Annotated in this window: 15 protein-coding genes and 2 pseudogenes; 7 read left to right on the plus strand and 10 right to left on the minus strand. The window is 70.5% G+C overall.

Annotated elements, in window-relative coordinates:
- The first annotated feature begins 74 nt into the window (after window positions 1-74).
- The 4 genes from CcI156_RS24700 to CcI156_RS25570 all read left to right on the plus strand — a co-directional run bounded on the left by CcI156_RS24700 (window position 75) and on the right by CcI156_RS25570 (window position 2224).
- A complete protein-coding gene (locus CcI156_RS24700) occupies window positions 75-467 on the plus strand; it encodes an AMP-binding protein (RefSeq protein WP_076805325.1) in 393 nt (130 codons plus the stop codon).
- Between the two features lie 54 nt (window positions 468-521).
- Window positions 522-1391, plus strand: a complete 870-nt coding sequence (locus tag CcI156_RS09425; RefSeq protein ID WP_076805326.1) for a tryptophan 7-halogenase — start codon at window positions 522-524, stop codon at window positions 1389-1391.
- Between the two features lie 2 nt (window positions 1392-1393).
- Complete coding sequence (locus CcI156_RS09430) at window positions 1394-1972, plus strand: alpha/beta hydrolase (RefSeq protein WP_083718399.1); 579 nt, start codon at window positions 1394-1396, stop codon at window positions 1970-1972.
- An 87-nt stretch (window positions 1973-2059) separates the two neighbouring features.
- Window positions 2060-2224, plus strand: coding sequence for a hypothetical protein (locus CcI156_RS25570; RefSeq protein ID WP_023840318.1), 165 nt, complete (start codon window positions 2060-2062; stop codon window positions 2222-2224).
- A gap of 51 nt (window positions 2225-2275) precedes the next feature.
- Here CcI156_RS25570 and CcI156_RS27475 read toward each other — a convergent pair.
- Window positions 2276-2917, minus strand: a pseudogene (locus tag CcI156_RS27475) (transposase); the annotation flags it as partial.
- A gap of 176 nt (window positions 2918-3093) precedes the next feature.
- On the opposite strand from CcI156_RS27475, the gene CcI156_RS09440 reads away from it, so the two are divergent.
- On the plus strand, window positions 3094-3570 hold the full coding sequence (locus tag CcI156_RS09440; RefSeq protein ID WP_198031032.1) for an NUDIX pyrophosphatase: 477 nt from the start codon (window positions 3094-3096) through the stop codon (window positions 3568-3570).
- Here the strand turns inward: CcI156_RS09440 and CcI156_RS09445 are convergent.
- The 3 genes from CcI156_RS09445 to CcI156_RS24705 all read right to left on the minus strand — a co-directional run bounded on the left by CcI156_RS09445 (window position 3555) and on the right by CcI156_RS24705 (window position 5532).
- On the minus strand, window positions 3555-4166 hold the full coding sequence (locus CcI156_RS09445) for a hypothetical protein (protein ID WP_076805327.1): 612 nt from the start codon (window positions 4164-4166) through the stop codon (window positions 3555-3557). The two genes, CcI156_RS09440 and CcI156_RS09445, sit on opposite strands and share 16 nt — an antisense overlap.
- Before the next feature lie 74 nt (window positions 4167-4240).
- Window positions 4241-5209, minus strand: a complete 969-nt coding sequence (locus tag CcI156_RS09450; protein WP_076805328.1) for a tyrosine-type recombinase/integrase — start codon at window positions 5207-5209, stop codon at window positions 4241-4243.
- A 29-nt stretch (window positions 5210-5238) separates the two neighbouring features.
- The gene (locus CcI156_RS24705) at window positions 5239-5532 is read right to left on the minus strand and encodes a hypothetical protein (RefSeq protein WP_023840315.1); all 294 of its coding nucleotides are present in this window, start codon (window positions 5530-5532) and stop codon (window positions 5239-5241) included.
- On the opposite strand from CcI156_RS24705, the gene CcI156_RS09455 reads away from it, so the two are divergent.
- Entirely contained in the window at window positions 5531-6481 is a 951-nt protein-coding gene (locus tag CcI156_RS09455; protein ID WP_175637562.1) for a site-specific DNA-methyltransferase, read from the plus strand. The genes CcI156_RS24705 and CcI156_RS09455 overlap by 2 nt on opposite strands.
- Before the next feature lie 32 nt (window positions 6482-6513).
- On the opposite strand, the gene CcI156_RS09460 is transcribed toward CcI156_RS09455, so the two are convergent.
- From CcI156_RS09460 to CcI156_RS09485, 5 genes are all read right to left on the minus strand, one after another.
- The gene (locus tag CcI156_RS09460) at window positions 6514-6831 is read right to left on the minus strand and encodes a hypothetical protein (RefSeq protein ID WP_011436758.1); all 318 of its coding nucleotides are present in this window, start codon (window positions 6829-6831) and stop codon (window positions 6514-6516) included.
- On the minus strand, window positions 6828-9578 hold the full coding sequence (locus CcI156_RS09465; protein ID WP_076805329.1) for a Tn3 family transposase: 2751 nt from the start codon (window positions 9576-9578) through the stop codon (window positions 6828-6830). The genes CcI156_RS09460 and CcI156_RS09465 overlap by 4 nt, the downstream gene beginning before the upstream one ends.
- Window positions 9579-10162: 584 nt before the next feature.
- Window positions 10163-11197, minus strand: a complete 1035-nt coding sequence (locus tag CcI156_RS09475; protein ID WP_076805330.1) for an AAA family ATPase — start codon at window positions 11195-11197, stop codon at window positions 10163-10165.
- Between the two features lie 7 nt (window positions 11198-11204).
- Window positions 11205-11528, minus strand: coding sequence for a hypothetical protein (locus CcI156_RS24710; protein WP_139341461.1), 324 nt, complete (start codon window positions 11526-11528; stop codon window positions 11205-11207).
- 137 nt (window positions 11529-11665) lie between these two features.
- Window positions 11666-12373 (minus strand): histidine phosphatase family protein, encoded by a 708-nt coding sequence (locus tag CcI156_RS09485; RefSeq protein ID WP_076805332.1) that lies wholly within the window; start codon window positions 12371-12373, stop codon window positions 11666-11668.
- Between the two features lie 419 nt (window positions 12374-12792).
- Between CcI156_RS09485 and CcI156_RS09490 the strand changes: the two are divergent.
- Window positions 12793-13350 (plus strand): annotated as a pseudogene (locus CcI156_RS09490) (recombinase family protein); the annotation flags it as partial.
- Window positions 13351-13402: 52 nt separating this feature from the next.
- Here the strand turns inward: CcI156_RS09490 and CcI156_RS09495 are convergent.
- A complete protein-coding gene (locus tag CcI156_RS09495) occupies window positions 13403-14812 on the minus strand; it encodes a hypothetical protein (RefSeq protein ID WP_139341462.1) in 1410 nt (469 codons plus the stop codon).
- Window positions 14813-14938: the final 126 nt, after the last annotated feature.

The following is a 14938-nucleotide window of genomic DNA, read 5'->3' on the forward strand; positions in this document are numbered from 1 at the left end:
CGCCCTACCCCACAGATGGATCTTCTAAGTAGCAGATCGTCCGGGTCGACGCAGCGGCCGAAGGATCCACGGTCGTGATCGATCCGGTGCCGGCGGTCCAGGCGGCGGCACCGGCCGGCGGTGCCCACGAGCGACTCGCCGCGGCTGGTGCCGCCGGGCTGGTGCTGCTCAGCAGCGGCAGCACCGGCACCCCGAAGGCGATCTTGCACAACCTAGACGCGATCATGGAAGACAAGCTCGGGAAACGGGCGCGCACCGGCGGTCGGCCCGCCAACATCCTCATGTTCCTGCTGTTCGACCACATCGGCGGCATCAACTCGCTACTCGGCGAGCTGCGCGCGGGCAACACCGCGATCGTGCCGCGGCAGCGGACGCCGGAGGAGATCTGCGCGCTGATCGAGCGATACCGGATCCGGTTGCTGCCCACCAGCCCGACCTTCCTGAACCTGATCCTCATCGGCGGCTAGGGTGAGTCCCCCTGCGTGGTGTAGATCGGGATCGGCTGGTCCTACGACTCCGAGGTGTTCTCCGGGGACCGGTTCTTCCTCTGCGGGGACGCCGCCTGCTTCACCGACCCGTTGTTCTCCCAGGGCGTCCACCTGGCCACCCAGTCCGCCGTCTCGGCGGCCGCCGCGATCGATCGGATCATCGCGCACGAGGACGAACTGGACGCCGTCCACCAGTGGTACGGGCGCAGCTACCGGGAAACCTACGAGCAGTACCACGAGTTCCTGGCGTCGTTCTACACGTTCGCCTCGTTCACCGAGCCGGAGTCGGAGTTCTGGCTGCGCCGCCGGATCAGCGAGTCGGACGACGACCGGCTGAACCGCAAACGATGGTTCGAACGGCTGGCCGCGGGCGACGACGACACCGACACAGCCCGGTCGGTCGCGGGCTTCCGGGACCGTGCCGCCACGATGATCTCCATCGGTCGGCACAAGCGCATGGATCTCAGCGACGAGTTCAGCGACGACGAACTCAACGGCGCGCGGGTCCGCTGGATCACCCACCTGACCAAGCAGCTGAACCGCATCACCTGGCTGCGCTGGAACGGCGACGAGGTCCTGCTGCGGCCGTACTACAAGGTCKAGCCGCTGAGTTTCCGGCTGGAACGCAAGCTGGTGATCGGGAACGAGCTGGGCCAGGACATGATCAAATATCCGTTGGAGGAAGAACACCGGCTCGTCTTCGAGGAACTCCTCAAGGACCGGGTCGGTTACCGGGCCCTGATCCGGCAGCTTGGTGACGCCGGAAGGCAGGATGTGAGCAGCCAGATCGTCATCCGGCTGATGGAGACGGGTCTGCTGACCGGTTTCGACAAGAACGACAACCGGGTCCACATCCAGGACCGCCTGCGCTTCGACGGCGTGGGCACCRACTACGAGGTGTGAGCATGGAGCCAGCGGACGGCATGGAGCCAGCGGGCGGCGGCGAGCCGGCGGTGACGTATGTCTTCATCGCCGGCATCGGGAACTCGGGGCCGGAGCACTGGCAGTACATGTGGTACAAGCGGGCCGGCAACGGGGTCTGGGTGGACCACGAGTCCTGGGACAACCCGGTGYGCGACGCCTGGGTGAAGGACCTCGACGACGTGCTCACGGCGATCGACGGGCCGAAGATCCTGATCGCGCACAGCCTCGGCTGCACGCTGGTCACCGAATGGGCGTGCGAGCATGCCGACGACGCCATCACCGGGGCCTTCCTGGTGGCGGTGCCGGACGTGGGCGGGCCGCGGTTCCCGACCGGCGCGGTCGGGTTCGGCCCGCCGCGACACGACCCGTTGCCCTTCCCGACCGTCATTGTCGCCAGCGAGAACGACCCGTACGGCTCGCTGGCGCATTCCGTGGCGGCCGCCGGGAGGCTCGGCGCCCGACTGGTCAACGTCGGCTCGCGGGGCCACCTCAACGCGGACTCCGGGCTGGCGGACTGGCCGGCGGGCTGGTCCGTCTTCCGTGACCACTTCGCGGGCTGACCGCACGCCGGCTGTAACGGCATCGGCCGTAACGGCATCGGCCGCTGTGAAACCGGGCCCCGGGGGCCGGGGGGAGAGAAGGCGGGCGTGAAGGTTCTGGACGCGGGGCAGCGCGACACCGGCACGGGGTTCCAGCGCTGGAGCAACGGTGATCTGGCGGCGGTGGTGGGGGCTGCGGGCGGGGTGGGGGTGTCGACGGTGGTGGGCCTGCTGGCGCCACGGCCTGTGAGTAAGTATTCGGAAGTCGTGTGAGGGCATGGTTGTGGGCGGCGTGACTGTGGGTCACGCCGCGCCGGGTGGTGGTCAGCCGGGTGGCTGTTTCCACGTGGCGAGGTCGTCGGGGCTGGCCAGCCAGGGCAGGAACCGGTCGAGGTCGGTTCCCTGTGGGGGTTTGCCGCCGGCTCGGCCGCAGGCGTCGAGGTAGGCGGTCAGGTAGGTCAGCGTGTTCAGTCCGTGCTTCTCGGCGGTGCCCAGGACGGTCCAGACGGCGGCGGCGAGGRCCGCGGCGTCGTCGGTGCGGGAGCCGTAGGCGTTCTTGCGGGTCACGACCGGGTGGCGCGGGGCGCGCTCCGCGGCGTTGTTGTCAAGATCTACCRTGGGGTAGTCGCGGTGCGCGACGACCCCGTCCCACTCGCGTTCGAGGGTGGCGAGGGCGTCCTTCGCCGCGGGCTGTAGCCCTGGGGAGGCCTGCTGCTCGCGGCGGGCGGTGTCGATCGCCTCGATCGCGCCGTCCCAGGCGGTGTAGGCCTCGGYCAGCCGGGTGTCGGCGTCGGGGCCGGGGGTGTCGCGCGCTCGCGCCCACGCCGTGGCCAGTTCCCGGTGGGCTGTGTAGAGCGCGCGGAACCGGTCGAGCCAGGCCTTCTCCCAGTACTCCAGCTGGACCGGGTTCGACAGCCTCGCCCGCGGGAAGTAGCGGCGAAGGTGGGCGACGCAGTAGAGGTTGACGAGGCCGGCGCGGCGGCGGCCGACGGAGACGTAGACCGGGTGCCGGTAAGAAACCTGTCACCAGGTGCAAACGCGGATGATCTTGTGTTGGCTGGTCACGTGTCGCGTTGCGGGCGCGGTTCCTGGTCAGCCGTGGCTTCGGTGGTCGGCCGAGGGCGCCGTCCTACGATGGTGTGGTGACCGACACTGTGGGTGGCCGTGCGGCGTTTCAGGTTCTGGTCCTGCCCTACCGGCAGACCGGGCAGGGCACGGAGTACGCCTTGTTCCGGCGTGCTGATGCCGCCTATTGGCAGGGTGTCGCCGGTGGTGGTGAGGCGGGTGAGTCCCCGGCGCAGGCAGCCCGGCGGGARACCGCCGAGGAGGCCGGTCTGGTCGGCGAACGTGAGTTCATCGTGTTGGACGCGCGGGCCACGATCCCCGTCGTCTACGTCACCGGGGAGTTCACCTGGGGGCCGGACGTGCTGGTGATCCCGGAGTACGCGTTCGGTGTCCGTGCGGAGGACGCCGAGGTGACGTTGTCGGACGAGCACACCGAGTTCGGCTGGTTCGGCCTCGACGACGCGGTGAAGGTCGTGCAGTGGGATTCCAACCGCACCGCTCTGTGGGAGCTGGACCATCGGCTACGCCACGGCATCGGTCACCGCGCCGCCTGAGCGACCAGGTCCGTGACCCCGCGGCCGAGCACTGTCGGGGTGTCCGTTCCCGACTCGCAGCGKGCGGCTGCGACCGACTTCGCGCACTCACGTAGTCGTCGACGATGCCCCCGCGCGTGGTCCGCGGTGAGGCGTGCGTGTTCGTGGGGATCGTCGAGGAGACCGTCGGGGAGACGCGCGGCGGTCAGAGCCGTGGTGCCCTGCCGGGTGTCCAGCCTCCGCCAGACCGCTGGTCTCGCCTCGCGGAACGCCATGTCGATGAACGCTGTGACCGGCCCGCCGGCGGCGCGTGCCACCGTGAACGCCGCTGCGACCGTGGCGGCGGGCAGGTAGGTACKGTTCTCCTCGTCGGCGAGGGTGCCGGTGGCACGGGTGAGGTCGCGGAGGGCGGGGAACAGGGCGATCGTGGGCGCGCGCAGCCCGATCGTGGTCGGTAGGGCGTGGACCTGGACCGGGCCGGCGGGGTTGAGGAACGCCAGCGAGTTCGCGACCAGTGCCACCGGCCCGGCGACGCCGGTCAGCAGGTGGAGCAGGGCGGTTGTCTTGCCGCTGCCTCGCCCGCCGAGCAGGCACACCGCGCCCGTCGGGGTCAGCACGCTCGCCGCGTGTAACGGGATCCGGGGGTCGAGGAAGAACCGCGCAGGATTGAACGCTTAGCGCCGTCCGGGGCTCACGAGTCGCCGGGCAGGAGTTCGACGGCGCGCAGGCGGTCGGCCTCGGTGGGCTTGGTGTAAACGCGCGTGGTGTCAGTGCGCGCGTGGCCGAGGAGCTCGGCGACCAGGACGAGGTCGGCRCCGCGGCGGAGCATGGCGGTCGCGAAGGTGTGCCGCAGGACGTGCGGGGTCAGGTCGTCGATCCCGACGGAGCGGCCGAGGTCGGCGACGACCTGGTCGACGGTGYGGGTCGACAGGCGGCGGCCGTAGCGGTTGAGGAACAGCGCCGGGTCGGCCTCGGCGTTCGGCCAGGCGGCCCGGGCGGGTTTCCAGTCGGTCAGCGCCCGGCGGGCCCGGGGGTTGGCCGGGATGGTGCGCGGCTTGCCGCCGTCGCGGCCCTTGCCGGCCCGGACGTGGACGGCTCCGGTGCGGGCGGTGACGGGCACGTCGTCGAGGTCGAGGGCGACGAGCTCGGCGCAGCGCACGCCGGTGTTGTAGAGCAGCTCGATGATCGTGCGGTCGCGTAGCGAGGGCAGCCGTTCGGCGGCGCGCAGCACGCGGCGGGCCTCGTCGTCGGTCAGGGCGCGAGGGGCCTGCTCGGGAAGGTCGGCGCGGTCGACGACGGCGCGGCCGAGGTGGCGCCAGGTGAAGAAGTGGTCGAGCGCGGTCAGGTGCGCGTTGATGGTCGCGGGCCGCTTCTTCGCGACCGTGAGCAGGTGGGCCCGGTAGTCGCGGACGGCGAAGTCGCGGGCGTGCGCGTCGGACAGCGGGTCGGCGCCGGTGGGGTCCGCGGCGGCGCCGTCGGTGTCGAGCCAGCGCAGGAACCCGGCGACCCGGGAGGCGTAGGYGCGCCGGGAGTGCTCGGCGAGCCGGACGTGGTCGAGCTCGGCGCGGTAGGCGGCGAACAGCTCGGCGTACCGGTCGGGCGGGCGTTCGCCRCCGCGCCGGCCGCGGCCGGTGGGTGGTGCGGTGGCGCTGGTCGTCACCGACCACGTCCTCTCGGGGTAGCGGCGGTTCAGGCGTGCGGCTGATGGTCCGGGTCGTAGTCGGTTCGCGGTCCCACCACGATGTCGTCCTCGGTGGTGGCCGGGCCGGCGACGTGGCACCGGCAGCGTGCGATGACGCAGCCGTACCGGCCGTGGTCGTCCACGGGGTGGTCGCACCAGGGATCGACGCAGCGCTCGGCGGTCTCGAGTTCGGCGGCCCGGTCCAGGAACCGGCCGGCAGCCTCGGGCTGGCGGGTGGCCTCGGCGCGGAGCCAGGCGATGAGCTCCTCGGTGGTCGCGGGCGGAGCGACGTCGGTGGTCATGGGTTCTCCGGTCGGCCAGGCGGCGCAGGTCCTGCGGGGTCTGCCGGACGCCTCGGTGCACTGTGTGGTGACCTCGCCGCCGTACTTCGGGTTGCGTGACTACGGCGAGCCCGGCCAGATCGGCCTGGAGCCCACGCCCGCGGCCTACGTCGCCCGGCTCGCCGAGGTGTTCACGGAGGTTCGCCGGGTGCTGCACCCGGACGGGAYGTGCTGGCTGAACCTGGGCGACAGCTACGCGGGCAAGGCCAACGGCGGCCCGTCGGTGGGCCTGACACGCCGCGCCGACCGGGCCGAGCTGATTCCGCCGCGGCGGAACACCACCGCGGCCGCGCCCTACAAGAGCCTGCTCGGTATCCCCTGGAGGGTCGCGTTCGCGTTGCAGGACGCCGGCTGGACGGTCCGCAACGCGATCGTGTGGGCCAAGACGAACGCGATGCCGGAGTCGGTGACCGACCGGTTCGCCTCGCGTACCGAGACGCTGTTCCTGCTGACCCGCTCGGCGCGCTACCACTTCGACCTCGACCCCGTCCGGGAGACACCGGTCGACCCGACCGGCGGTGCTGAGTGGGCCCAGCGCAGGAAGCAGGGTGTGCCCGGCCGGCGGGGCCGCAACCCCGAGTCGTCGGTGACGRCCGCCGACCGCGACTTCGCCGCCCACCAAGCCGGCCGTAATCCGGGYGACGTCTGGCAGATCCCGGTCGCCAACTTCCCCGGCGCGCACTTCGCCGTGTTCCCGCCCGAGATCCCGCGGCGGGCGATCCTGACCGGCTGCCCGCCCGGCGGGGTCGTGCTCGACCCGTTCTCCGGGTCGGCGACCACCGRCATGGTCGCGCTGCAGCTCGGCCGCCGCTACGTCGGGATCGATCTCAACCCCGACTATCACCGCCTCGCGCTCCGTACCCGGCTGCTGGAGCGGCCGCTGCCCGGTATCGACCAGCCGGCCTCCTGACCAGGCCCACGCGGCTCGATCGGCGCCGTTGATCAGCGGTAGTAGGACATGTCGACCGTCATCGTCAGCCGCAGCTGCGGCGGTAGCTTGTCGCCGTCGTCGTCATAGCGCAGGTCCGCGAAGCCGAAGCCGAGGATCACCGCGTAGAGATGGTCGTTCATCCAGTCGCCGGCGGCGTGCAGCAGGTCGGACTCCTCGCTGCCGTAGAAGCTGACGACCTGGGTGGCGGAGCCTTCGTGGGCGATCTCGACCCGCACCGGGCCGTGGAAGGTTCGTGTGCGCCCGGTCGGGCGGCCAATCCGAGGCACCGCCGTGTCCTGCCCCGCTGGCCGGTCGCCATCCTCGGTCATGACTCCTCCTGATCGTTCTCGCCCGGGTCACGCAGAGGGCGCAGACCCGTGCCGGTGGGCGGGGCGGCGAAGGCGTAGCGGCCGAGCATGTTGATGTGCCGGTCGGCCAGCGGGGACAGCCGGGCGACGTCGAGGTCGTGCACGTCGTGGCCTGCGGTGCGCAGTGCGGTGAGGGCGGCGTCGAGGTAGCGGGTGTTCCACAGCACGACACCGACGCGGGCGAGGTTGACCCGGTGCCGGGCAATGGCGTTCAGCGGCCCGTAGTCGCCCTCGGCGTCGCCGGGCAGGGTGGCACGCCACAGTCGCTGGTCGGACAGGTCCGCGATCCGCGGGGAGAACCGGTAGCCGAGCAGGCGGAACAGGCCGAAGACGATGTCGGAGTAGCTGGCGGTGTCGGTCGCGACCATCTCCGGCTTCGGCCCGGCGTCGAGGGTGAGCAGCGTGTCCAGGATGTAGAGCGAGTCACGGACAGTGCCGGGCACGACGACCGCGCCGATCCCTGCGACCTGGTCGTTGACCGCGTTCAGCCAGGTCACGCCGCGTTTGAGCCCGAAGTAGCGGGGGCTGGGTCCTGCGTTGATCGTGCGGACCGGGACGACGAACCGCAGTCTGTCGACGGAGGCGACCAGCCCCCCGCCCCATGCCTGGGCGAGCCCGATCTGTGCCTGGGCGGTGATCAGAGCCGCGTTCGCCGCGGCGTGGGTGTCGGCGCGCAGGTAGTTCTGGTCGACGTGGGAGAGCCGGTCGCGGCTCAGCGCCGGCTCGCTCGGCTTGGTCACCGGGGTCAGCCCGACGTTGCATGCCTCGGCGACCAGCAGCGCTGCGAGGGAGATGTGCAGGTTCTCCATCCGGCTGCCCGACCCGCCCAGATGGGTGTAGGCGCCGAGGAACCCGGTCCAGGCGTGCACCTCCAGCAGCAGATCGGGCAGGTCGACACGGGGCAGCATCGCCGCGGTTGTCGCCCGCAGCGCGACCAGGCTGTCCRGTTCCCCGAGCGCCTCCAGCCGGCTCACGGCCAGGCGCATCCGCCCGTCGGCCGCCGGCTCGACCCGCACCGGGCTGTCCGGTCCGGCCTCGGCGAGCCGGTCGACGGTCTGGCGCCACGCGGCGTCCAACGAGCCGGCGAGCTCACGCAGGTGGGTCTCGACCGGGGCGGCCAGGCCGAGACCGGCGAGCACCTCGCCGCGGACCCGATCCCATCCCTCGCCGGCGAGCAGCCGGGCCCGCGGGTCAGACCATCGCTGCGAACGCACGGCGAACACGTCGCGCCGGCGCAGCGCCCGATGCAGCTGCTCCAGCACGCACAGCACGTAGCCGTCGCGGTCGACCGTGCCAGCCGGCAACGTCGGGTTGGCCAGCACCGCGCGCCGCCACACCGGCGGCACCAGATCGATGTCGACCTCGTCCGGGCGGATCCGGCGACGGCCGACCAGGTTCGGCAGTAGCCGGACCGCGTCGAGGACCGGCTGGCCGTCGCCGGTCGCTGCCAGCGGCAGCGCCTCGGCGAGCAGGAGGAGAAAAGGGCGGACCGTGCCGTAACGGCGGGCCAGCTCGGCGCGCATCACCGTCTCCAGGCCGGCGTCGCCGGGCACCAGCTCCTCGACCAGAGCGGCGGCCTCCAGCACCCGTTCCCGCGGCGCGACCTGCTCCACGACCGCCCAGGCTGCGGCGACGTCGAGCGCCTCGCCGGCCGTGCCGGCCAGCAGGCCCAGCAGCGCGGACGCCGCGCCGGCGAGGGTGACCGACGCCTTCTCCAGCTTCGGCAGGACGGCGAGGCGTTCCTGCTGCGCGGCGCGACGCGCCGGGTTGAGCAGCCGGGTGGCCATCAGCACGTCGAACAGGTCCAGGGCGTCGTCGACCGCCGCCGCTTCCAGACCGCGCACCGTCGCCAGCAGGGTCGCGGTACGCCGCGGCTCGGCGAGCTCGCGTAGCAGCGGCGCCTTGGCCGCCAGGCCGTAGCGGGCCAGCGTCGCCAGCCGGTTCGCTGGCACCCCCGACACATCCGCCGCGCCGGCGCCCACCACGATGACCTCGCCGGCCCGTGACAGCGCCCGCTCCAAGCCCGGCCCCGACGTCCGCGTCGGCCCCCGCCGCAGCCGCTCCAGCTCGCTTACCCGGGCACCCGGCGCCACCTCGAGGAGACTGCGCAGCCGTCCGGCCAACTGCGGATCGGCCTGCTCAGCCGCGACGGCGAGCTCCTGGTGCACCCGGTCGGTGGCCTCGCTGCGCACGGAGACCACCAGACGGGCCAGAACACTCACCCCTGGCAACAGCACCCGGCTACGGCGCAGCCACGCCGTGGCCTGACCGAACAGCGCCACCGGACCCTCTGCCTGCGTCCACGCCCGGCTCGCCAGGAACGCCCGCAGCTCCGTGGCTGCCTGCGGGTCGGCGAAGTCCCGGTAGCCGTAGACCGACCGGATCTCCCGAGCATGCTCATGCTGCGTCGGCAGCCGCTCGGTGTACCGCTTCACCACCGACGAGTCCGCAACGTCCAGCTGGCCCGCGAGATAGTCCACCACCACCCACGGCACCTMCAGCGGATCGCTCAGGAACGTCCCAAGGAACCGCACCGTGCCCAGCTGAACGGCGAACCCCAGACGCGAGTGCTCGCCCCGGCGCCGGACGACGAGCTCCCGGTCGGCGTCATCCAGAAAGAAGAACCGCTCCAACTCAGCCCGCACAGGTTCACCATCGAACCGCCCGTACGCCGCAACCTGCTCATCCGTCAGGAACTCCACCGGCACACACAGATCATCGACCCGGCGACCGCCAGCGACCGAACCGCCCTAACCGTTCAATCCTGCGCGGTTCTTCCTCGGACCCCTTACCGGCACCCCAAGTAGGGCGACCGCRCCAGCAGCTGGTCAGCTCGGACGCGGGGGACATGACAGCCGATCACGAGCGCTGCTTGACCTCCCACGGTTTGTCTCRCTCTCCGAACTGGACAGTGCGCCACATCGTCACCCCCGCGCCTGGCCCGATCCCCGCCTCGTTCCTGGAGCGCGTCACCCGCAACCTGGCCGACCGGGACCGCGCCGCCGGCGTGTTCGCCGGGCAGGATCCCCCCGGTACCTCTGCGAGCTGTACGGAATTGATCGCACTCTGTACCGGACCTACGACCTTCCCGCCGAACCCCGCCTGACGGGCGTGCGTGGTCTGCTCGGCGCGGCCTACCCCGCCTCCTCTCAGCCGAGTGTCCGGCCCCCGACGTCGGCGCCCGTACCCCGTACGGGCGTCTCACCCGGGCCAGAGACGGCCGGGCCGCGGCGGTCTGGCCGGTAGACCCGCCGGCTTCACCGGGTTACATGGCGATCTATCTAGATCATCTTCATCGGTGGGGCCGCGGTGAGTTCCCCGTCTCCGGGGGAGGCTGCGGCCGACGCCTGCCATCCTGTCCAGGGGGTGTCCTCTCCGGGGGAGGGAAAGCCCGCCGTATGATCTTCGCCGCGTCCGRCCGGGCAATACGCTCTCGAAGAGCTCCGTGTGTAGCGGTGTCGTGCACGACGCGGCCGGGAAACTCGGTCGTGTTGATGACGATGATGCGTCCGGTCTGGCCGCTTTGCTCAAGAACGGCGAGCCGGTGGCTGCTCGCCGGCGTTGTCGTTGTCGATCCATTCTGGTCGCGGAAGGCACTCGACAGCCCGGCGCGGGTGACCCAATGGCGGCCAAGAGTGTCGCGGCCGGCCTCTACGTCACGGCGTCCGCTTTCCCACCGCTGGTAGGTACGGTCGAGGAGAACTTGCTCGGATGCCTCCAGGCAGATGGCCTGTGGTGGTCCGTATCCGGCCCGACGGAACTCCGCGATACMGGCCTGCATTCCGCTTAGATCTCCGAGGGTGTTCTGCCATCCGACATTCCAGTCCTGCATCCGTGCGACGGCGGCGACTCTGTGCGCGAGATAGGTTCCTTCGGCGTTGATCAGATCATGGAGTTCGGCGGGTACGACAGGTATTCCGTCGAGGCCGTCACGTAGCTCGTGAGGGACAGGCAGAGTCCCCTGCGTAGCCAGCTCGTGTAGAAGTATGCGCATCAGCTCGTCGCGTTCGAGCATCAGTGTCCCGGACAGCTCCATCCCCTGGGCCCCGGCAGCGGTCAGGGCTGAGGATTTGCCGGCACCAGGCGGCCCGACGATCAGGCTAAGCTGTCGGCCAGGATGGGGCAGTTGGCCGTGCTGGGCGACGTGAGCTGTCAGGTAGCGGTCGACGACCCGGTCATAGATCGCGGCACGTTGCTCGCTGGGAACACCACCGGGCAGGGCCTGGTCTGCGGTGGCGTAGGGAGATCTGGTCGACAGGATCCCGCCGGGCGCAAGCAGAGTTTCCAGCGTGTGGGCGTAGCTCCGGTACTCGTCCGAGGAGGCCATCTGTCTATCAGGTCAGGTCGCTAYGGTGGCGGCGTACTTGGGCGACGAGCGGCCGCGGCAGCAGGCCGGCATCACCAGCCGCCTCCACGACAGCGAAGCTGTCCGACCATGGCTGAGCCTCATCCCGGTGAGGGTCATGGGCTTGGTATGGCCAGATAGCGAGGATCTCTACCAGCCGTTCACTGGGAAGGTCGCCGCACACATACAGATCGATGACATCGGCGAGTTCCCACCGTCCCTCGTGAAGATACGGGCCGGGGGCATGCAGCCGCGCCGCGTCCAGTGCACCACGCACTGTCGGATCGCTCAGGATGACCAGGGGCAGGCCCATCGCGGCATCCTCGCGAGCCGCGGCCAGTGCTACACGGCCAAGCGAACGGTCGGCGATACGCAGTCGTGCCTGGCTTGCCGTCCGTTCMTGCCAGGCATGACGAACGCGCTCAGCCGATGACGATGAAGCAGAAGGAGTCACGAGTCGCCGTCCTGAACGTCGTCGAAACCCGTCGTCGGTAAGGCGATGAGATGGGCGGTGTCGTTGTGGGAAACCAACGTCCACCGAGCCGAGCCGATCTCGGGAGTACGGTGCACCCAGCGGGTCAAAGAAGCATGCGCCACAGTGAAGGCCACCCGCGCCGAGGACCCGGCGGGTAGACCCAGCAGCAGGGTATGCATCGCCTCGACGGTTTCCGCATGCGCGAGGATGAGAATCCGCTCGCCAGCGTGACGCGTGACGATGTTCTGCAAACAATCGGTCGCCCGGGCGAGAAACGCGTTCCAGCTCTCGGCACCGGCAGCGAACGGGCGGTCCGGCTGGTCAGCAGGACTCGAGCCGAAYGCCTCCCAGATATCCGTCCACGGCTTGCCGTCGGCGTCACCATGCGCCGGGCCGGACAGACGTGGCTCAATGTGCGGCGTCAAGCCAAGGCGTGGGGAGATCACGGCGGCGGTCTCAYGGACCCGTCGCCGCGGCCCGGCATACACCACATCGAACTGGCGGTCGTGGTGCATCCATTCCAGCCGCCGGCCCGCCTGGTCTACTTGGCCACGCCCCCGCAGCGTCAACCCGGTGCAGCCCCGGTCGCCGCYAGCGATGCCCGCGAGATTGCAGTGCGCCTCTCCGTGCCGAACCAGCACAACATCCGTGTMCACCCGCACCCCCGTTCCACTGCCATACATGATCAAACCGGCACAATCCGCGTTTCCAGCACACAACCCTATTACGGCCTGTGCGCACCTGCTGACTGAACGGGCCGGTGAATGCGAGTCAGGGGTTCGGAGGCCCGCGCGGCCGCGAGACCATCACCCATCCCACAGACCGACCGCTGGCGAGACAACCCGATGGACGGCGCACTGTGCGCTACCACCACCGTGATGTCATCGCGTTCGTCGAGGCTCGCCACGCCGCAGCCAGCCCCCGGACAGAGGGCGGATTGGCGTCGGCGGTTTCGCGTCCGGTTGGGGTACACCCCAACACCACACGATCAACTAGCGCGAGAAGTGTCAGGTTAGAGTCCGTCGCAGCGTTTCTTGACGTATGTCTACTTGGTTCTTAGAGTCCATCCTGACATTTCAGGGTGCGGAAGGGGTCAGGGCGGATGCGGGTCGGCTACGTCAGAGTCAGCAGTGCCGACCAGAACACGGTGAGGCAACTTGACGGGGTGGACGTCGAGCGGGTGTTCGTCGACAAGGCGTCCGGGAAGGACAGCGACCGGCCGAAGCTCGGCGAGATGATCGCGTTCGTCCGCGACGGCGACACCGTGCTCGTGCACTCGATGGACCGCCTCGCGCGCAACCTCGACGATCTGCGCAGCACCGTGCGGATGCTGACGGGCAAGGGCGTGCGGGTCGAGTTCGTCAAGGAGGGCCTGACCTTCACCGGTGAGGACTCGCCGATGGCGACCCTGTTGCTGTCGGTCATGGGCGCGTTCGCCGAGTTCGAACGCGCCCTCATCCTCGAACGCCAGCGCGAGGGCATCGCCGCCGCCAAACAGCGCGGCGTCTACACCGGCCGCAAACCCGCCCTCACCCCCGACCAGGCGCGTGATCTGCGCGAGCGCGCCGCCGGCGGCGCGCGGAAGTCCGACCTGGYCAAGGCGTTCGGCATCAGCCGCGAGACCGTGTACACCTACCTGCGGGCCGCACGCCCGGCCGGATGTGGCAGCGGATCTCCACCATCTGACTCACGTGACCGCGCCGACGGCGCTGTCACCTGCCGGTATGGGGCGGCCTGCCCGGGATCGTCGGCGACGCCGGGATCGTCGATGCAGCCGAGTCGGACGGTGACGGGGGCGACGCCGGCGTGACGCCCGCCCGGGTGGGAGGGAAAGCAGCGCCGAGCAGGCCGGCCACGGCGGGCGGACGGGCGGGGGCCGGGCGGGGCTCTGCGGGATGCTCGTAGGTACGCCGTAGGGCGCGGTCCGGCCCGTACAGCTCGCCGCGGTAGCGTGGTGGATCCTGTCCCTCGGCCGGCACTGTCCCCGCCGCGGTCGCGTTGACGTCGCCGCGCAGATCCCGGCTGTCGACGGCGACGATCTGGCGGTCCGGGCTGTACATCTCGCAGCGGACCAGAAGTGCCGCATCGTCCCCGACCTGCCCGCGCAGGCGGGCGATCTCGTGTGCCACGACGCTTTCGGCCACACGGTGCGGGTCGGCGTCAGCCCGGGGCGTTCCGACGCCGTACAGCACCCAGCTCTGTCCACCGTCGGCGGAGACGAGCAGCTGCCCACGTGGCCCGGCGGTCGGACCTGCCGCCGGCGCTGGGGCGTCGAACTCCCACCGTCCGCGCCGCAACTGCAGCCAGTCGACCGGCGGCGCCGGTTGCCCGGTGTGCAGACTGACCCAGTCGCGCAGCATCTGCCGGTTCTCCGTCGACGCCCTGCCGGGGTCGATGCGCACCCGGGCTATCTCCACGTCGTTCTCGGTCAGGACCAGGGGAGCGGTCGTCGCGCTGCGGCTYAGGGCGTAGCGCACGGGTTCCGCCGGCCCGGCCAGCGCCGGCGCGGCCCCCTGCGTACCGGTAGCGGCATGCTCGGGATCGTCGGGCAGGTAGGGCAGGTCTTCGACGTCGAGCCCTGCTGCTGCGGCCGGTACGCCGGCCACCGCCAGCGGTGCGTGGTCGTGGACCGCGACGACGAGAAGACCGCTGGCGTCGCGGTCAAAGATTTCGACGCGGTAGTGCGCCCGATCATGCAGATCCGTGCCATCGCGGCGGTCCGCCTCGACGGCCTTCTCAGCCTCATGCATGGCGAAGTCGGCCGCATCGCCCTCGCGCAAGACGATGCGTAGGCCACRCAGTGTCCAGATCTGCCTGTCGGGCGAGGTGGACACCAGCACCGTCCAGGCCGCCGCGGGAAACGGGGGAGCGGTTTGAATGCGGCGCAGACCAGCGTGGACAGGTGCCCAGTCGGATAGTGGTGTCCTGACGTCGGTGTGCAGAGTGATCCACTTGTCGAGGAGGCCTTCCTCGGCTGATGCGGCCACATCCAGTCGGACTGCGGCAGCCTGCTTGCCGTCGATGGCCAGAGTGGCGTCGAGAATATTGCCGACTCGGGTGGTAGCGACATCGACGGTGATTCGTTGGCCGACGCCGGCGGTCGCCAGGGAGGCGGTCAGCACACGTTGTTCGGTCAGGGCGGCGGCGAGGGCGGATACATGTCGTCGAACGACATCTGCCCCAGCAGGGCCGAGATCGGCACCGTCCGTCGCCGTCGTGCCACGATAGCCGCCTCCCTGGACCGCTTC

The sequence above is a fragment of the Frankia sp. CcI156 genome (assembly GCF_001983015.1).
In the GTDB taxonomy this organism is placed as follows: domain Bacteria; phylum Actinomycetota; class Actinomycetes; order Frankiales; family Frankiaceae; genus Frankia; species Frankia casuarinae.

What these genes read in the sequence shown, in the direction of transcription:
- CcI156_RS09460 (WP_011436758.1), bottom strand. Translation starts at nt 6,831, where the DNA reads ATGACCGAGGATGGCGACCGGCCAGCGGGGCAGGACACGGCGGTGCCT.
- CcI156_RS24705 (WP_023840315.1), bottom strand. Translation starts at nt 5,532, where the DNA reads ATGACCACCGACGTCGCTCCGCCCGCGACCACCGAGGAGCTCATCGCC.